Source organism: [Clostridium] symbiosum (genome assembly GCA_036419695.1).
Classification (GTDB): Bacteria; Bacillota; Clostridia; order Lachnospirales; family Lachnospiraceae; genus Otoolea; species Otoolea symbiosa_A.
This window is the reverse complement of record CP143946.1, coordinates 22,809-39,227: the sequence shown is the minus strand read 5'-3', so window position 1 is coordinate 39,227 and position 16,419 is coordinate 22,809. Positions and strand designations below refer to the sequence as shown.

At 49.2% G+C, this 16,419-nt stretch carries 16 protein-coding genes; all 16 read right to left on the bottom strand.

The features are described from left to right. Positions 1 to 56 precede the first annotated feature (56 nt). The 16 genes from V3C10_00190 to fliI all read right to left on the bottom strand — a co-directional run bounded on the left by V3C10_00190 (position 57) and on the right by fliI (position 16,410). Complete coding sequence (locus tag V3C10_00190) at positions 57 to 476, bottom strand: EscU/YscU/HrcU family type III secretion system export apparatus switch protein (GenBank protein WVP62294.1); 420 nt, start codon at positions 474 to 476, stop codon at positions 57 to 59. Continuing rightward, positions 463 to 1,866 (bottom strand): antitoxin, encoded by a 1,404-nt coding sequence (locus V3C10_00185; GenBank protein ID WVP62293.1) that lies wholly within the window; start codon positions 1,864 to 1,866, stop codon positions 463 to 465. The genes V3C10_00190 and V3C10_00185 overlap by 14 nt, the downstream gene beginning before the upstream one ends. Continuing rightward, positions 1,866 to 3,584: a FapA family protein gene (locus V3C10_00180; protein WVP62292.1), complete on the bottom strand. Its 1,719-nt coding sequence runs from the start codon at positions 3,582 to 3,584 to the stop codon at positions 1,866 to 1,868. Before V3C10_00180 ends, V3C10_00185 begins: the two co-directional genes overlap by 1 nt. A gap of 115 nt (positions 3,585 to 3,699) precedes the next feature. Then, positions 3,700 to 4,494 (bottom strand): flagellar hook-basal body protein, encoded by a 795-nt coding sequence (locus tag V3C10_00175; protein ID WVP62291.1) that lies wholly within the window; start codon positions 4,492 to 4,494, stop codon positions 3,700 to 3,702. A gap of 25 nt (positions 4,495 to 4,519) precedes the next feature. After that, positions 4,520 to 5,257, bottom strand: coding sequence for a flagellar hook basal-body protein (locus V3C10_00170; protein WVP62290.1), 738 nt, complete (start codon positions 5,255 to 5,257; stop codon positions 4,520 to 4,522). A 4-nt stretch (positions 5,258 to 5,261) separates the two neighbouring features. Next, positions 5,262 to 6,080 (bottom strand): FliA/WhiG family RNA polymerase sigma factor, encoded by an 819-nt coding sequence (locus V3C10_00165; protein ID WVP62289.1) that lies wholly within the window; start codon positions 6,078 to 6,080, stop codon positions 5,262 to 5,264. A gap of 22 nt (positions 6,081 to 6,102) precedes the next feature. Beyond that, a complete protein-coding gene (gene flhA, locus V3C10_00160) occupies positions 6,103 to 8,157 on the bottom strand; it encodes a flagellar biosynthesis protein FlhA (protein WVP62288.1) in 2,055 nt (684 codons plus the stop codon). Beyond that, positions 8,154 to 9,218, bottom strand: a complete 1,065-nt coding sequence (gene fliN / locus V3C10_00155) for a flagellar motor switch protein FliN (GenBank protein WVP62287.1) — start codon at positions 9,216 to 9,218, stop codon at positions 8,154 to 8,156. The genes flhA and fliN overlap by 4 nt, the downstream gene beginning before the upstream one ends. A 15-nt stretch (positions 9,219 to 9,233) precedes the next feature. Further along, positions 9,234 to 10,085, bottom strand: coding sequence for a motility protein A (locus tag V3C10_00150; GenBank protein ID WVP62286.1), 852 nt, complete (start codon positions 10,083 to 10,085; stop codon positions 9,234 to 9,236). A gap of 44 nt (positions 10,086 to 10,129) precedes the next feature. Continuing rightward, positions 10,130 to 10,333: a flagellar FlbD family protein gene (locus tag V3C10_00145; protein WVP62285.1), complete on the bottom strand. Its 204-nt coding sequence runs from the start codon at positions 10,331 to 10,333 to the stop codon at positions 10,130 to 10,132. A gap of 69 nt (positions 10,334 to 10,402) precedes the next feature. Then, positions 10,403 to 12,118: a flagellar hook-basal body complex protein gene (locus V3C10_00140; protein ID WVP62284.1), complete on the bottom strand. Its 1,716-nt coding sequence runs from the start codon at positions 12,116 to 12,118 to the stop codon at positions 10,403 to 10,405. Positions 12,119 to 12,192: 74 nt separating this feature from the next. Continuing rightward, positions 12,193 to 12,588, bottom strand: a complete 396-nt coding sequence (locus tag V3C10_00135; GenBank protein ID WVP62283.1) for a TIGR02530 family flagellar biosynthesis protein — start codon at positions 12,586 to 12,588, stop codon at positions 12,193 to 12,195. 54 nt (positions 12,589 to 12,642) lie between these two features. Beyond that, positions 12,643 to 13,188, bottom strand: a complete 546-nt coding sequence (locus V3C10_00130; GenBank protein WVP62282.1) for a flagellar hook capping FlgD N-terminal domain-containing protein — start codon at positions 13,186 to 13,188, stop codon at positions 12,643 to 12,645. Between the two features lie 21 nt (positions 13,189 to 13,209). Continuing rightward, on the bottom strand, positions 13,210 to 14,586 hold the full coding sequence (locus tag V3C10_00125) for a flagellar hook-length control protein FliK (protein ID WVP62281.1): 1,377 nt from the start codon (positions 14,584 to 14,586) through the stop codon (positions 13,210 to 13,212). 41 nt (positions 14,587 to 14,627) lie between these two features. Beyond that, a complete protein-coding gene (gene fliJ, locus V3C10_00120) occupies positions 14,628 to 15,080 on the bottom strand; it encodes a flagellar export protein FliJ (protein WVP62280.1) in 453 nt (150 codons plus the stop codon). 25 nt (positions 15,081 to 15,105) lie between these two features. Further along, positions 15,106 to 16,410: a flagellar protein export ATPase FliI gene (fliI, locus tag V3C10_00115; protein WVP62279.1), complete on the bottom strand. Its 1,305-nt coding sequence runs from the start codon at positions 16,408 to 16,410 to the stop codon at positions 15,106 to 15,108. Positions 16,411 to 16,419: the final 9 nt, after the last annotated feature.

Here is a 16,419-nt window from a genome sequence, read left to right as displayed (position 1 = left end):
CCTCCTTGTCATGCCTTACTTTATTCCCACACCTTACTTATTTCCACATCCTACTTCTAAGTCCGTTTCCCCCCACTGTCTCCACGCTCCCCGCCGGCTTCCTTCTCCGCCCGCTTAGCCCTCTCCGCCGTTCTGGCCGAGGTACGGGATCTTAGGAGTTTTCTGCCTGCCGTTTCCTGCTTTTTCGCCTGGGAGATGACTTCCTCGCTCTTGATCTGGGCCGATGCCTCCAGCAGCCTGCAATAGATGGCAGCCACGACCTCATAGAGGTCCACCGGAATGTTGCTCCCGACTTCCAGCATACAGAGAAGGGAGGCGGCGCTGTCATCCTTGAATACAGGGATTCCTTTTTTCTCGGCGATATCTATGATTTTTTCCGCCACGGTCCCGTAACCGGAGGCAATGACCACCGGGGATGTGTCTTCTTCTGCGTTGTATTTGAGCGCAACCGCTTTATTTTTCTTAGATTTTGACATCGACACCAGTCCTTTTATACGGTAAATTTTTGAAAACGTCCATCAGGGAACGGTTTTTATCGAGTTTATCCACCTTAAGCTCCGACAGGCGGTATCCCTTTTCCTGGATGATCCCGGTAAATTCCGGAATCAGGCCTGCAAATATCCTGGCGTAATCGCCGGGGCAGAACAGATAAAAGGAAAGCTCCTTTCCATCCGCCATGAACTCGGCCTCAAACTGGCCGATTCCGCTTATGTCAAAGGTGATCAGGACATGCACATGGCTTTCTCCGTCTTTCTCACCCTTGTAATTCTTCGAACCGCTGTCATTGGGGTCGAGCCACAGTTCGGAAAATGCCGTAAGCCCCTGGTATTCCACGGGGATGACAAAATGAAGAAGCGGCGTGTAGTTGCACGGCGATGACAGCAGGCTCACGATGATCTTTTCTATTTTATCACCGTTTAAACTGGCCATCTCGGATTCCCGATCCTGTTTTCCGATGATTTCGGCAAGGACATCCATGATCCTGGATCGGTTTTTAACCGTCTCCCCGGATCGGAATCCCTCTATATAGTCAAATATAAGCTGTTTCAGTTCTTCTTTGTTTTCCCTGCCGTTGATATGAATCAGCACATTTAACAAGGATTCCTGGAAAAAGGACTCATTGTCCTGAAAACGCGACAGGTTGTAAATGATAATGGGAACTACCTTTTCAATTTGCGGACTGTAGAGGATGCTGCTTTCCAGATCCTTTAAAAGCTCCAGGATTTCTCCCTTCAGCGCCTGGAAGTGCGATGCGCTGTCCGGCGCCCGAAGCTGCATCAACAGGTCACTGATACGGCCCGACAGGCGGCTGCTTCCCGCAAGCTGGTCACTCAGATATTCCAGGCTGTTTGCCGCCGAATCCATCACATCCTGTCTGGCAATCGTCCCGTTTACCGATTTCAGGAGATCGGCAATCTCCTTCGACATGCCGGGATTCTCCGCCAGAAGTCCCCTGAGGTTTTCAAACAGAGGTCCTTTGAAAAGGGTGGAGGCGTACTCCTGTTTCAGAAGCTCTTCCACTATCTGATCCGGCTTAATCAGGAGAGACTGGAACAGCTGCTGTATCTCCTGTGTCACCGTTTTATTGTTGACCGGAAGAAGATTTATGATCTCCTCCAGCATATAGATGTTTTTGAGGTAATTTACCGTGACGTCGGGATCCTTCAGGAGGTTCATGAGGACGGCGGAACCCGTCTCCTTCTGCAGCACGTTGTGCTGTCCCAAAAGGCCGCTGCTGTTCGGATTTTTTACTATGTGGCTGATTTCCTGGAGATCAAAGGGAATGGACGGATCTGCAACCGGTTTATTTGATTCTACTACGTTTTTACTTAGCACCGGTGACGTCACCCTGAGTATATCTGCCATTACCGCAATCCCCTCTTAATCTGCCCATCCATATAATAATAGCTGCAGTTTTCTTCTTTTCTCGATATTACCAGACGGCTGTCCCCGATGGAGATGATGGTTCCGCCGAACACTTCCCTGGCAGTCAGCCGGGATTTCTTGACCTCCTTAAGCTGTAAGGTCAGCTTCTGCATCTGATCTTTCATTTTCTTCTGCTTCATCGTGTTGACGGGCAGCCATATCTTTAATTCGTTCAGTTTTTCCGTCTGTTTCGGCGAGATGGTCCCCGCCTTCTGTCTGGTGTTCAGGTAGGTGATATTCTTTTTGCACTCATCTAACTGCGCCGTGATGTCCGCAATATCCTTTTTCAGGTTTTCCACCTCTCCAAGAAGCTGCGGCGTCACACCGAGCGTCACCAGCGTCGTAATCTGGCTCATGGCACCCACGGTTTTTACATTCATGGTATTATAGACGGAGCACACACCCCCGATAAAGGCGGCTCTTCTGCCCGTCAGTGTCAGGTTATTGCCGCAGGATACCTCCGAGTTTATGATGTATTCCGCCTGGATATCGCCCCTGGCGTAGATTTTACTGTCTTCCAGGAACTTGGCGGTAATATCGCCGGCCGCCTCCAGGACGCCGCTCTTCATTCCGCGCATTCCCTTGTAGAGGATAATGCTGCCGCCCGAAATCAGGGTTGCCCCTTCCACGATTCCCATAACGGTGATGTCGCCCTTGGCCTTTACCGTAAATCCCTCTAAAACGTCGCCCTTAATGCTGACACTTCCGGTAAAATCGATATTTCCGACCGAGTTATCCACATTTCCGCCGATATTTAAAATCTTTTCCACATGAAACCGGCCGCTGCGGAACGACAGGTTCCCCTCGCAGCCCGTGAGTAATTTGTCTTTTTCCTCGTTGTATACTACGTTTTTTCCCTGTGGGATGGGAGGCATAATGCCCGGTTTTCCATACACCGTGTTCCCGAAGATATCCACACCGTCCTGGGGCGGCTCCGGCGGGGTCAGTTCGCAGACAAGCTCCCCCGCTTTGACATTGTGGATGTAGTTCGTGCTTTTAAAATCGATGCTGTCATTTTCTTTGGAGGCAAACTTGACCTCCTTGTGCCTGGGAAAATAGTCCTTGATTTTTCCGTTGGTTCCGTCGATGGCCGGCGTTCCCTCCGCAAACTGGAACACCTGATTGTAAAGTTCATTTTCCACGATGTCTTTCAGTTTGTCTTCGTCAATTCCGTATTCGATTCCCATCTGATCCAGCATATCCCGGATTTCTTCCAGCGTAATGTCACGGCCCCCTCCTACGGGGCTGTTTACCAGAATGGAGGCGCTCATCTTATCCTCCGCGACTGCGATTTCTGCAAATGCATCTTTTGGTTCAACCTCTGCATTTTGATCGCTTTCAGCAGGATTTGTATCCGCCGGGGCATTATTCCCGGCGGACGGAGGAGAGCCGGAAGTATCCTCTGTCCCAAGCTCTCTTTTTTTCTCTGTATCATTCCAGTCTTCCACCGTCTCAATCAAATCGCTCATGGTGTCGGACGGTTTATTTTTCGTCTCATCCGGTTCTTCCTTCAGGTATCCCTCATCCGGATCCAGATCTTTAAGCCGGAATTTCTTTTTTTCCTCCGGCTCACGCCGCTTTTCTTCTCTGTCTTCCCCGCTTGCCGCATCTTTCCTGTTTCTCGAAAATAAGCTGAAAAACCGGTTTTTCTGTCCCATAAGATCCCTCCTGTTACCATTTCCGGTCCATATTTCGCGAGACATTTTTTTAAGTACATACTGCGTAAATTAGAAAGATACCGCAGTGATGCTCTCAGATTACACGCAGACATCCCTATCTCAGATTATTGATCATTTCCTCAAGCTGATCCGCCACTGTGACGATCCGGCTGTTGAGCTGGAATCCTCTCTGCGATTCAATGATGCTGACCATCTCTGTTCCGATATCCGAGTTGGAACCTTCCAGAGCCTGTGCTATGATTTTGGGATTGCTGCTTACATATCCGTCCTCATCGGCCTCTTCCTGGTCCACCTCATACCATTCACCGCTGGTGGCGCTGGTGCGGAAACGGTTGTTTCCCACCGCTTCCAGCCCTGCCGGGTTGTCGCAGGTAAATAAGCCGATCTTATCTTTCAGGTTTTCCAGGTCAAGGACGTTCGTATCTTCCTCACGCTCCCCTTTTCCCTTTACCGTTTTGTATTCCAGCTCTACGTAGTCGCCATCCATGCTGAGCACATAATGGCCGTCCTTCGTGGTCAGGTAATTGCCGTCTTCCATGGCCGATATCTGGAAGGAACCGTCCCTTGTATAAAGGGGTTCTTCCTCGTCCTCGCCGCCCTCGATGGCAAAATAGGCATTTCCCACAATGGCAAAATCCGTCGGGCTGTCGGAGGGGAGCAGATTGCCTGCCTTGACATTGGTTTTTATCTGGCCGACCTTAATTCCGTGGCCTATCAGGTGTTCTCCCTCGGCCTTTGTATCCATCTGTGTCTTCATAAGCTCATCAAAGGAAACCTTTGACGCTTTAAAAGCGGTTGTATTGACATTTGACAGGTTATTGGCCGTCACGTCCAGCTCAGCCTGAAATGATTTCATGCCGGAAACCGCTGAATAAAATGCACTGTTCATACTATCTGTCCTCCCGCATCGTAAATCAGATCTTTCCGATTTCCGATGCCGTCTTCTGGTTCATCTGATCGATAATCGTGATTGCCCGGCTGCAGGACTGGAATGCTCTCTGTATTTCCATCGTCCTCGCCATCTCATCGTTTAAATTTACATTGGACTGTTCCAGCTTTCCCTGGTACACCTCCGGATAGCTCTCCGTGAGCTGTGCCGTTCCCGCCCCGAACATTCCGTTGTCATAGACCTCCAGATTCTCGTAATTATCGGCCTCTACAATGCGGAATAAATCCAGTTCTCCGCCCTCATTGTCGTAAATGACGCCGTTTGTCCCGACGTTAAAACCGTCCTCGCCGATCTCGATTGGACCCGCGTCTCCCATGACGTATCCCTTGCCTGGAAGCACCAGATAACCTTCCTCATCCTTCTCAAAATTGCCGTTTCTGGTCAGATATTCTCCGTTTTCTCCCTGGATGACAAAGAAACCGTCACCGTGAATCGCCATATTAAAGGCGTTATCTGTATCTATGATAATTCCTTCTTCAAAATTCGTCGCTTCCTGGCCCACAACGGCAATCGGAGAACCCTGGCCGATCGGCGTTGTCTGACCGCCCATCTGGCGCACCAGCTGCTGATCAAACGTGGTTCTCACAAGGCGTTTGGAACGGTATCCCGGCGTCTTCTGGTTTGCCATATTATCGGCCGTTACATCTAATGCCCGGCGGTTCATCAGCATTCCCGAGGCCGCCGTATAAAATCCTGAAAACATACTCTCATCCTCTCACATACTCGTCCAGATCCGCTTTAAGCTTTGTAATCGCCTTTGTATGGATCTGGCAGACTCTGGATTCACTGATTTCCAGAACCTCTGCGATTTCCGAGTATTTCAATTCCTCATAATAGTAAAGAGTCACCACAAGCCGTTCTTTTTCACCAAGAGACTCGATGGAACGTGTAAGCGTCCGGCATATCTCTTTATAAAACAGGCTCTCTTCCGGCTTGTACGAATCATTCCTGTTCTCCGGCTCCGCCCGGAGGGCCGATCCGGTTATATCCTCCAGCATGGATTCCAGAGAAATGATCGAGGAATGGTTCATATACTGAATGTGGCTTTCCACTTTTTCCTTTGGAAGATCCATATAACGGGCTATTTCTTCCACGTCGGGTTCCCTCATATCACGGTTGGCGAGAAAAGCGGAGGCCTCCTCTATCTTTTTGTTGAAGTTTCTTGCCCTGTGCGGAACCCAGTCCTGTTTTCTGACAAAATCGATCAGGGCGCCGCGGACTCTTATGTACGCATACGTTTCAAATCTGGCTCCCTTTGTTTCGTCATACCGGTCCATGCAGTCCATCAGGGCCAGCACTCCCTGGTTAATCAAATCTTCTTCCTGGGCGTAACCGGATGCCACCGCCCGCATCTGTGCCGCTGCGGACCGTACAATATAGAGGGTGCTCATGGTCAGTTCATTTCTTATCTCATGGTTCTTCGTCTTCTGATACTGTAGAAGCGCCTGCATGAAACCGCTCTGCTCCGTGACGCCATGCTCATGCCCGGTCCCCGGTTTTTCATGGTTATTCCGACTGCTTTCCATAGGCATCTATCTCTTGCTTTCGTTAGTTTAAGGCGATGCTTCCCAACGCCTGTATCTGAATGTTATTGTCAATCTCACTGAAAGAAACGACCGTCACATTGGGATAGAACTGATCGATCAGTTTTTTGAAATAGATCCGCACCATCGGCGATGTAAGCACGATTGGCACGCTGACCAGCTCTTTGATCTTGCCGATCTCGGTGGTGGAGACATTGATAATCTTCTGGATTGTCACCGGATCAAGGGCCAGGTAGGACCCCGTATCCATCTTTTTCACGGAAGACATAATCATATTCTCTATCTTTTCATCGAGACTGATCACCTTCATCTGTCCCGCCTCGGAGAAGCGGTGGGAAATGGTTCTCTTAAGCGCCTGTCTTACATACTCGGTCAGCATATCGGTATCCTTGACCTGGGAGCCGTAATCGGAGAGTGTCTCAATGATCGTCTCCATATCCCGGATCGGGACGCCTTCCCTGAGAAGGTTGGCAAGCACTTTCTGGAGATTTCCGACCGTAATGACGGACGGGATGGTATCATCCACAATGGTGCTGTTGGTTTTTTTTAAATTTTCCAGCAGGTTGTTGACTTCCTGCCGGTTTAACAGTTCGTGCAGATGTTCCTTGATAATCTCCGACAGATGGGTGATGATTACCGAGGTCGGATCGATCAGGGTGTAACCCGCCAGTTCGGCCTGGATCTTCTTATCCTCACTGATCCATTTGGCCGGAATGTGAAATGCGGGATCCACGGTCTCAATTCCCGGAATGTCGTCGCTGTCCTCACCGGGCGCCAGCGCAAGGAAGTGATCCGTCAGGATATCTCCCCTTGCCACCTCTTCCCCCTTCAGCAGAATACTGTACTGGTTGGGATTGAGCTGGCCGCTGTCCTTGATTCGCACGGACGGAATGACAAATCCCATCTCCACGGCCATCTGCTTCCTGAACATGACGACGCGATCGATGAAATTACCGCCGCTGGACTCATCCACCAGCGGAATCAGGCTGTAACCAAACTCCATCTCGATCTGCTCCACACTCAGCAGACTATATACATTTTCTATATTTTTGTAGAAGGACGCCTCGCTGGTTACTTCCGTCTCAACGAGACCGGGAGCGGCAGCCGCTTCCTCCGCGATGCTTTTTTCTTTCTTCTGCAGGTAGTAGCCGCCCCCGATCATAATCGCCGAAATGACGAGGATCTGGGGTACCGGAAATCCCGGAATCAGCACAAGGCAGAGGATGGCCGAGCCCGCAATCATAATTACCTTTGGCTGGGCTAAAAACTGGCTGGCCACATCTTCACTCAGGTTGTTCTCCGATGCCGAACGCGTAACAATCATACCGGTTGCCACCGAGATCAGCAGCGCCGGAATCTGGGATACCAGTCCGTCACCAATGGTGGCCGTCGTGTAGATCTGCATGATATCGGAAAAGGTCCCCTGATGGTTGGTAAAACCGACGATAAGACCGCCTATAAAGTTGATCAGTGTGATAATAATGGAGATGATGGCATCTCCTTTTACGAATTTGGTGGCACCATCCATGGAGCCGAAGAAGTCGGCCTCCCTCTGTATCTTGGAACGCCTTGTCCTGGCCTGGTTTTCGTCGATCAGACCGCTGTTTAAGTCGGCGTCGATAGCCATCTGTTTTCCCGGCATGGCGTCCAGGGTGAACCTGGCCGCAACCTCCGCTACTCGCTCCGAACCCTTGGTGATGACGATAAACTGTACTAAAACGATAATCAAAAAGATGACAAAACCAATGACCACATTGCCTCTGATGACAAACTGGCCGAATGTCTTTACAACCTGTCCCGCGTCTCCGTTGTTAAACAGGATCCGCCTTGTGGATGAGATATTCAGTCCCAGACGGAACAGCGTCGTAATCAGAAGGATGGACGGGAATATGGAAAATTCCAGGGCCTCCCTGATATACATGGTCATACACAGGATCAGGAATGACAGTGTAATATTGATTATGAAAAAGAAATCCAGTAAAAAGGTCGGCAGAGGGATGATAATCAGGAATATAATCCCGATCACACCGGCTGTCACCAGCATATTAAATCGTTTCAAGACAATCCACCATTTCGAATGATATTCCTGGTATTGATAATCTCACTGACTTTCACGCCAAAGTTATCATCAATCACTACTACTTCACCTCTGGCAATGAGCTGTCCGTTGACGATAATGTCCACCGGGGCGTCCGCCGCCTTATCCAGCTCGATCACCGTTCCATTGTTAAAATTCAGAACATCCCTGAGCTTGCGCTTTGTTTTTCCAATCTCCACGCAGACATTCAGAGGGACATTCATAATCAGGCCAAGGTTGCCCTTCACCGCCGGCTCCGCCTCCTGGCTCTGTACCGCCGGATGAACCGCGCCTCCCGAAGTTCCGGCCTGCACCGCAGAAGCTCCTTTTGCCTGCTGTGCAGGGGCGGATGACGCCTGCATCTGGCCGGCCGTCATACCGGAACCGGCTCCCGCTTCGATATTCTGCAGGTTTAAAGCCCTCTCCTGCTCCATTTTCTCCTTATTTGCGGCTATTTTCTGATCCATGGCCTCTTCAATGCTCCGAAACGCTTCTTCTGACACACACTGGATAAACTCGCTCTCGATCATGTCATTGATTACAAGTTTATAAGTGATTACGTTTGTGGTGTCTTCTCCGTCGCCGCCCATTACTTTCTCCAGCTTCAAAACGTCATCGGAGAGAAGGAGCTGGCAGGATGAGGCTCTCATTCCGGCGCCCTCCACCAGATATTCGGAGATAGCGTCGGCCGCCGCTTTTGTCATCTGGCTCATAATTTCGCCTGCGGCGCTGACGGCCACCTCGTCGAACAGGAAGTCCGGCTCCGGAAGATCGTCGTTGCCCATCAGTTCATTTAAAAATACCTGCATGTCCCTCTGACGGAAAATCATCGCGATCGTTCCGGCCGCCCCGTCGGTGAGACAGAATTTAACAAAAATTACCGGTTCTAAAAGAGCGTATTCCACCTCTTTTACCTTCATCTCCTTTAACTGGGGAGATTTTACTTCAATATTGGATTTCAGTATGGACGAAAGGGATTCTCCCGATCGCTTTGCAAATAATCCCATAATGTCATGGAAAATCACTACCTGTTCATTCGTCATAACCCTCAACTCCTTTTATTTCTCTTTCCTTCTGCCGAACCGTCTTTCTTTCTTATCCTTCTTTTCTTCTTTCTCTTCCTGTTCCGCCTGGGCCTCCTTGACGCTTACCGGAAGCAGCTTGTAGAGCTTCTCCTCGATAAACCTGGGGTTTTCCCCCTCCTGGATGGCGAGTACCCCCTCCATCACAAGGTTTTTACAGATAAACTCCTCTTCATGGCGCATCTTCAGCTTGGAAGCAATGGGAAGAAATACGATATTGGCAAGGAAAGAACCGTATAATGTTGTAATCAGGGCTACGGCCATACCGGATGCAAGCACATCCACGTCCTGCATGTTGCCCAACATCAGGATCAGACCGATCAGCGTTCCTATCATACCGAATGCCGGTGCAAAGGCGGCTCCCTTTTCGTAGAAAGCCCGATCCAGGGCATGCCGGTCTTCCAGCTGCATCAGTTCTGTCTCCATCAGTGTTTTAACTTTTTCTTGATCCACGGAATCCACTACCAGCATCAGGCTGTTGTAGAGAAATGGATCGTCGATCTCCGTCAGTTTGTCCTCCAGGGACAAAAGGCCTTTCATTCTGGCCTCCGTCGCCAGGTCGACAATCTGCTGTATCACCTGCTTGGTATCGAATTTCTGAGGCCTGAATACGATTTTTAAGTGTTTTCCTATTTTTTTGAAGGAACTTCCGGGAAATGCGATCATCATAACGCCGATGGTTCCTCCCACTGTGATAAAAAGGCTGGGGATATCGCCGAATGCCTTTAAGTTCGTAAAAACGAACCTCATGGTATCCGTATCGAACATCATGCCGAATAATACAAATCCTACCGCCATTAATAAACCGAGTATTGATAAAGCATCCATAATGTTATTTCCTTCTCACTTAATCTTTTTCTTATGTCCTCATATTACTTCATTCTGTCCAGCAGTTCTCTGAATGTGTCTCTCTTAAATTCCACGACCTTATCAATTACCTGTTCTTTTTTCTCCCGGACAAGCAGGTGCTTTCCGTTTGTCAGCAGGATCGTCGTGTCCGGATTCTCCGTGATAACCTCGATCAAATCGCTGTTGAGCACGAACTGTTCTCCGTTCAGTTTTGTCAGTGTAATCATAACCTCACCTGTTTCACCTTTCTCTCCGCCTGTCCGGGTTATCCTATACTCATAATTCCTGTCGGCTCACTATCTCTTCAGGTTTACAAGCTCCTCCAGTACCTGGTCGGATACCGTAATAATACGGGAGTTGGCCTGGAATCCTCTCTGTGTGACAATCATATCCGAGAATTCGGTTGAAATATCCACATTGGACATCTCGAGAGCCGAAGATCGGAGGGAACCTGAACCGCCGTTGCCCGGCTGGCAGGCCTTTGCCTCTCCCGAGTTGGAAGAAGCAGTGAAGTAGGAGTTACCTATCTGCTCCAGACCGTATGGGTTATCAAAGGTTACCAGATCGACACGGCCAATCTGGAGAATTCCAAGCTGCGGGTGGGTAATCTGTACAATACCGTCGGAGAGAATCGCGATCGGGCAGTCCGACAGGGCCTGTGCTCCGCCCTCAGTTCCGCTTTTAAGTGTAAATGTCTTGTCTCCAAGGCCCAGGTTCTTTGCCTGGTAGGATGCGGTTGCCTTACCTTTTTCAGGCGCCGCCGCAAACTCAATTGAATCCGTACCTGCCGCGTCCGCCGCCTCATCCGGAGTCTGACCACCGTTGGCCGTCTTAAATGCCGTTGAAATGGCATCGAATCCCTTATGTGATAATTCTATGCTCTGTCCCGGTTTTTCCATGCTTCCAGCCGCAAGCACCTCCGTCAGCAGAACCGACTTCGGGCTTACGCTGTCCGATGAAATTTTCCCTGAGAATGTCCTGACGTCGGTTCCGTCCTTAATCTTTGCCGTAACCTCCCAGTATGCCAGCTCCGTCCCGTCGGCCTTATGGTAAACGGCGCTGTATTCCACTTCACCTTTTGCCGTAAACATCGGGCTGGTACTGACGGTCTTCGGTTTCATACCGCCGAAGATTTCTTTGTTGTCCATGGTCATGGTACCGGGATTAATACCGAAATTTGCTTTTACCATCTCCTCGCCGGTTAAAGACACGGCAAAGTTCCCCATCTCCGGCTGTGAAGAAATGGTAAAGTTTCCAGCCGGATGGGGCTGGCCTCCGTTTGCTTCGGAGATCGCTTCGTTCATTTTATTTGAAAAGTCTTCCAAAGATGTAAATCTGGCAGTTGGATTGACACGGACCGTGATTGAATTGGATGTAAGTTCACTCGTGTTGACCTTTACATCGGACCCATCCGGAAGTGTTTCATCTAACTGGAAATGGAAGGTTACATTTGCTGCATCATTTGCATTTTCTGATGTGATGGTGTATTCAACCTCGTTGATTGTTTCCTTTGCTTCTGCCTTCGATGCAGAGAGGCTGGGAACGCTGAGATGAATTTTTTCACTGGCTGCGGCTTTTCCCATGGGGTTTCCCGAAACACCCAAAACCGTATAGCCGTTGCTGTCCACCAGATTGTTTGTACTCGGATCGACGTAAAGTACGCCCGCTCTTGTATAAAACGTATTGCCGAACGCATCCTGTACCTGGAAGAATCCTTCTCCCGTAATGGCAAGATCCAGGCCCCTGTCCGTACTCTGCAGTGCGGATCGTCCCATGTTCAGATCAATGCCCCCAAGCTGCACGCCGTATCCTACCTGGCTGGCATTCTTGCCGCCTGTATCATTATCGCCTCCGGTTGCACTCTGGAGTGTCTGGTAAAAGACATCCTGAAATCTGCCCCGGCCTGATTTAAAGCCAAAAGTATTTACGTTCGCAATATTGTTGCCGATTACATCCAGTTTGCTCTGGTGTGCTCTCATGCCCGATACTGCGGAATAAAGAGATCGTAACATATTAAATTCTCCTTTTCCGAACCGCCCCCATCCGTCCGGCATTCGGGATGGGCATTAGCTTCCAAAAGGACCAGCTATATCATAACGGTTCCATCAATATTCGTGAAAATCGCCCCTTTCAGGCTCTCGTCACTGACTACGGTTACCACTTTGTTATTTTTCAGATTCACCACATAAGCGGTGGAATCCACCAGAATCAAAGGCTCTTTCAGTCCCTTCTCCTCTGCCAGGCGCACGCCCTCGTTGAGACGCTCCAGATTGGCGGATGATACATCCACATTTCTCTCCACTACTCTGTTCACGGCGTGTTTTGAAAATGAGAGTCTGCTCTCCTCACTGATTTTCTGCTCCAGAATTTCCTTAAATGAAGTCTCCGGTTGTTCCTTCTGCTGTTCCTGTTTCTGAATTTCCCAGGGATTTCCGGTGCAGATAGGTGACTGTAATCGTTTGTTATATAAAAATGAATCCATACAGCGCCTCCTTTCTCCTGATATCTCTGTTTCAAATTTCCTGTAATACGTATCTTACTCGCCGCTGTTATTCTTTTCGTCGTCACCGTCATTGCTGCCGCTGTTATTTCCGGCGTCATTACCACTGTTGGAATTATCTGCTGGCGGTGTCTGGACTTCCATGATTTCACTCATCTTATACGGTTTGTCGTTGACATATACCAGATACTCATTATCCACCAGTGAAATCTTGTTGACGATTCCCTTAGTTGTGTCGAGATCCCCGCTCACCGTCATTTTGGAGGCAACCACGTATTTGCCCACCATCGAAGTGATATAGGTGCTCTTGGAATTGTAGGCCATCTCTTCCATCTGCTGCATTGTCGTGAACTGGGCCAGCTGTGTGACATACTGTGTATCATCCACCGGATTCATAAAATCCTGGTTTTTGAGCTGGGCTATCATAAGCTGCAGAAAATCGTCCACCGATACCTGTTGATCCTCCGGATCCGCAAAGACTGCATCAATATTGCTCCCTGTCTGGTTCGTCTTATCGGCTCCGTTGTAGGTATAGTCGTTGACCTTGTTTGCAGGGGTCGTATAGTTTGTATCTACCGGCATCTTTCTCCTCCTTTCCCTTTGTTAAATATAGGCGGAAAGCCGTCCATACTCTGCGTGAAGGTCAATGGTTCCCGTTATCCGGTCCTCTTCCCCTTCCTCCTCTTCACCATTCCCCGCAAAATGCCTGCGTGTATTCCCGGCTCCGTTTCCCTGCTGGTTTCTGAAGAATCCCTGTTCGTAGTTCATCATCTCCATGCCGCCCTGGCTGTTGTGATAAATCTCCTGAACTTCCGCATTCAGCGGCTGCAGTGACTCCCTCAGGTGCATCATCTCGCTGGACAGCAGCTTCTGTGTATCCAGATTGCTGACACCGATACTTAAGGCTACCTTACCGCCCGACGATGTCATATGTACCAGGATTTCTCCCAGTCCCTCCGGTTTCAGGCGGATGGTAAACTGATTCAGCTGTTTTGACAGTCCCTCCTCAATTCCCGTTTTAACCTGGTTTGTCAATGGTGTTGCATCGGTAACGCCCCTGTTGCTCATCACCGGCGCTGCGGCTCCTCCTGAAAGTTTGGCTCCAACCATACGCTCAAACGGAAGAATTGACTGCTGCTCCGCTTTTTTCTGAAGATCCTCCAGTGTTACAGCTCCCTGCTTTTCTTCCGATTCACCGCTTTCCCGGACTTTTTCTCCGCGGACCGCGTGATCCAGTGAAAACCATTTCGTAAATTCAGTTTCTTCTTTGGTGGAATTTCCTGTCTGTTCTTCCCTGTTTTCCGTCTGTGTTCCCGCCATAACCGCTTTTTCAAATACCGGCTGCGGTTCCTTTGATACGGCTGTCTCTTTCATCTCCCGGAATCCGTTATTTACAGAGGGCTGCTTTACACGGTTTTCCATCGCGGCATTGAAATTCACATTTCCATCCGCTGATGCGGCCGTTATATCCGCCTGCTGTCCTGCCATGATCCGGTTTTCACTTTCGTTTGCGGCAACCTGCTGCTGTTTTACATGTTCCAGGGCACTGTTTAGAATCTCCGGGCTGCCGTCCGGAACCGGCTGGCTGGATTTTTCCTCCATATGATCAGAAATTATCTCCCCTGCCGTTTGAAAATAACCGACGGCCGTTATTACGGGTTCCTGCTGAGGTTCCGTCCCGTTTTCTGCCGCTTTCTTACTTTCATCTGGCTTTTCGGTTACCCTGTTTTCATCCGGGCTAATCTGATTATCCAGACTGGTCTGGCCGCTCAGTGACTCGGCTTCCCTCTGATCCTTTGGCGTTTCCTGCTTCTTTGCCTTTTCTGCCGGTTTCTCCGTCTTTTTTACGGGTTCATCCCTGCGGCTTTTGGACTGTTCCTTCAGGATTGATAAGAAGTCTCCCTGGCTTTCTTTTTCCGGCTTCCTGCCCGCCGTTGTTTCCCCCGTACGGACTGCCGTTTTCATGATCTGCACATTCATAATCTCACCACCTTTCCCGGCAAATCAATATTTTAAATCATTTATTTGGAAACGCCGCGGCGTGCATAAGATTCGGATACATGTTCGGAAATAAACTCCTCCTGTTCTTTCTGCTCGCTGTGACGGTATTCCTCCAGTTGTTTTTCCTTCAGCTTCTCCAGTTTCTTTACCTCCCTGGATGCCTCGATTACTATCTGCCGCTGCCTCTCAATCTCCGAGTTGCGGATCAGAATATGCTTTTTCAGTTCTTCCAGCTGTGTTTTGCCGCTTTTTATGACGGCTGTAAAAACATTAATTTGGTAAATGGTCGTCCCCTTCTGGATTTCACGGTCCATCTCCCCGTGAATCTGAGCCATCTGTTCCTGGATTACACTCTGTCTTGCCTCCATCTCGTCGCGTTCCGCGATGAGACGGCCCATGGTTCCCTTTTCTTTTTCCAGTATCTGCTCCTGATAATTCAGCATTCTCGCAAGTGAAAACGAAAATTTTTTCATACTCTTTTCTCCGATTCATCAGAATTTATTCGGTTAATTTAATCATCTTGAGTACCGTCTCATCCATGTCAAAACTTTCGTCCGTTTTCTGCTGTAAAAATCCGTTGATTTGATCCATTTTGGCCAGCGCCTCGTCCAAATCCTTGTTGCTGCCCTTTTTATAGGCTCCGATTGCCACGAGATCCGCATTATTTTCGTATACGGACAACATCTTTCTTATCTTGTTGGCCGCTTCTTTCTGCTCAGGAAGCACAATCTCGCTCATCAGTCTGCTGATGCTGTTCAGAACATCTATGGCCGGATAATGGTTTTTCGCAGCCACCTTTCTGGACAGAATAATATGTCCGTCTATGATTCCCCGGACCGTATCCGATATTGGTTCATTGGTGTCGTCTCCTTCTACCAGAACCGTATAAATTCCTGTAATTGATCCTTCTTTGAAGTTTCCCGAGCGCTCCAAAAGTCTCGGAAGCTCCGAATAAATTGAAGGCGTATAACCTCTTGCCACCGGGGGTTCCCCTACACTCAGACCGATTTCCCTCTGGGCCATGGCAAATCTGGTGAGGGAGTCCATCATCAGAAGGACGTCCATTCCCTGATCCTTAAAATACTCTGCGATTGCAGTGGCCGTCATCGGACATTTCGACCGCATCATGGCCGACTGGTTTGAGGTGGCCACGACAAGGACGGATCGTTTTAATCCCTCTTCCCCCAGATCGCGCTTTATAAATTCCACGACCTCACGGCTTCTCTCCCCGACCAGCGCAATGACGTTGACATCCGCCTTTACATTTTTGGCTATCATGCCCATCAGCGTACTTTTACCCACACCGCTTCCCGCAAAGATTCCCATTCTCTGGCCCTTACCGATGGTGAGCATGCCGTCAATGGCCTTGATTCCCATCTGAATGACTGTGTCAATCTGCGGACGGTTCATGGGATTGGACTTCTTACCGCTGATTTTATAATGTTCTTCCGCTTTAATTTCTCCCAGATCATCCATCGGATAACCGAGAGCATCCACGGTTCTGCCAATCAGTTCATTACTTACGGCAATGTTTAATTTATGCCCCGTGTTTTTCACAGCGCTGCCGTAACCGATCCCTTCTATATCATCATATGGCATGAGCAGTACCTTATTTTCACGGAATCCCACCACTTCGGTGTAGATGTTTTTGGTACTGCCCGGGATCTCAATGCTGCATACGTCTCCGATATTGCATACGGGTCCGATCGATTCTATGGTGGTTCCTACGATTTTATCAATTTTTCCTAAATACCGGTACAGGCTGGTATTTCTCAGCTGGCTCTCCATCCGCTCTATATCCATAAACTTCTC

What these genes read in the sequence shown, in the direction of transcription:
- V3C10_00185 (WVP62293.1), bottom strand. Translation starts at nt 1,866, where the DNA reads ATGGCAGATATACTCAGGGTGACGTCACCGGTGCTAAGTAAAAACGTA.
- V3C10_00125 (WVP62281.1), bottom strand. Translation starts at nt 14,586, where the DNA reads ATGAATGTGCAGATCATGAAAACGGCAGTCCGTACGGGGGAAACAACG.
- fliN (WVP62287.1), bottom strand. Translation starts at nt 9,218, where the DNA reads ATGACGAATGAACAGGTAGTGATTTTCCATGACATTATGGGATTATTT.
- V3C10_00190 (WVP62294.1), bottom strand. Translation starts at nt 476, where the DNA reads ATGTCAAAATCTAAGAAAAATAAAGCGGTTGCGCTCAAATACAACGCA.
- V3C10_00170 (WVP62290.1), bottom strand. Translation starts at nt 5,257, where the DNA reads ATGTTTTCAGGATTTTATACGGCGGCCTCGGGAATGCTGATGAACCGC.
- V3C10_00145 (WVP62285.1), bottom strand. Translation starts at nt 10,333, where the DNA reads ATGATTACACTGACAAAACTGAACGGAGAACAGTTCGTGCTCAACAGC.
- fliJ (WVP62280.1), bottom strand. Translation starts at nt 15,080, where the DNA reads ATGAAAAAATTTTCGTTTTCACTTGCGAGAATGCTGAATTATCAGGAG.
- V3C10_00180 (WVP62292.1), bottom strand. Translation starts at nt 3,584, where the DNA reads ATGGGACAGAAAAACCGGTTTTTCAGCTTATTTTCGAGAAACAGGAAA.
- V3C10_00175 (WVP62291.1), bottom strand. Translation starts at nt 4,494, where the DNA reads ATGAACAGTGCATTTTATTCAGCGGTTTCCGGCATGAAATCATTTCAG.
- V3C10_00150 (WVP62286.1), bottom strand. Translation starts at nt 10,085, where the DNA reads ATGGATGCTTTATCAATACTCGGTTTATTAATGGCGGTAGGATTTGTA.
- V3C10_00135 (WVP62283.1), bottom strand. Translation starts at nt 12,588, where the DNA reads ATGGATTCATTTTTATATAACAAACGATTACAGTCACCTATCTGCACC.
- V3C10_00130 (WVP62282.1), bottom strand. Translation starts at nt 13,188, where the DNA reads ATGCCGGTAGATACAAACTATACGACCCCTGCAAACAAGGTCAACGAC.
- V3C10_00140 (WVP62284.1), bottom strand. Translation starts at nt 12,118, where the DNA reads ATGTTACGATCTCTTTATTCCGCAGTATCGGGCATGAGAGCACACCAG.
- fliI (WVP62279.1), bottom strand. Translation starts at nt 16,410, where the DNA reads ATGGATATAGAGCGGATGGAGAGCCAGCTGAGAAATACCAGCCTGTAC.
- V3C10_00165 (WVP62289.1), bottom strand. Translation starts at nt 6,080, where the DNA reads ATGGAAAGCAGTCGGAATAACCATGAAAAACCGGGGACCGGGCATGAG.